The following is a 538-nucleotide window of genomic DNA, read 5'->3' on the forward strand; positions in this document are numbered from 1 at the left end:
TTGCAGAAGTTGTTTCAGCCGAAGGCTGTGCGGCCATATTTGCCGGCACGCCGGCGGAGGCTGGGGAACTCATGCCGAGTGCGGCGCAAAGTCCCAGGAAAATGAAGCTGCGAAGCTGCATGGCGAAGATCCGATCGTTCTATGCTTGTTGCCCACGGCGTCGCCCAGCGCCCCCCAAGGGCGCCGGAAATGCCGCGCGCAATCTATAGTCGAATAAGCGCGGCTGCCTCAAGCGCGAGGCCCCGCCTCACCCTGTCGAATCTTCGTGATCTTGCTGCATTTGCCGCGACTGTGTTCAAACGACCACAGATCGCGGTTTCAAGCGTGGAAGACTATTGGTTCGGGACCTGCGGGGTCGCCGGTGCGGCGGGAGCCGTGCCGTTGGTCGCCGGCGGCGTCGAACCGGCGGCAGGCGCCGTGGCCGGGGCAGTCGCTGGAGCCGCAGCGTCGTTGCCGGAAGGCGGCGTCGGCGTGGTGCTGCCGGCGGGCGCCGGGGTGGTCGTGCCGGGCAACTGGTTGAGCACGCCTTTGCCCGCAC

General features: G+C 66.5%; 1 protein-coding gene. It reads left to right on the forward strand.

Features of this window, described 5'->3' with window-relative positions; translation table 11 throughout:
* Positions 1–324: 324 nt before the first annotated feature.
* The coding region (locus EN906_RS37915; protein ID WP_206529301.1) for a hypothetical protein at positions 325–538 on the forward strand (214 nt) is incomplete at its 3' end.

Origin of the sequence: Mesorhizobium sp. M7A.F.Ca.CA.004.06.1.1 (genome assembly GCF_003999135.1) — a bacterium.
Lineage (GTDB): Bacteria > Pseudomonadota > Alphaproteobacteria > Rhizobiales > Rhizobiaceae > Mesorhizobium.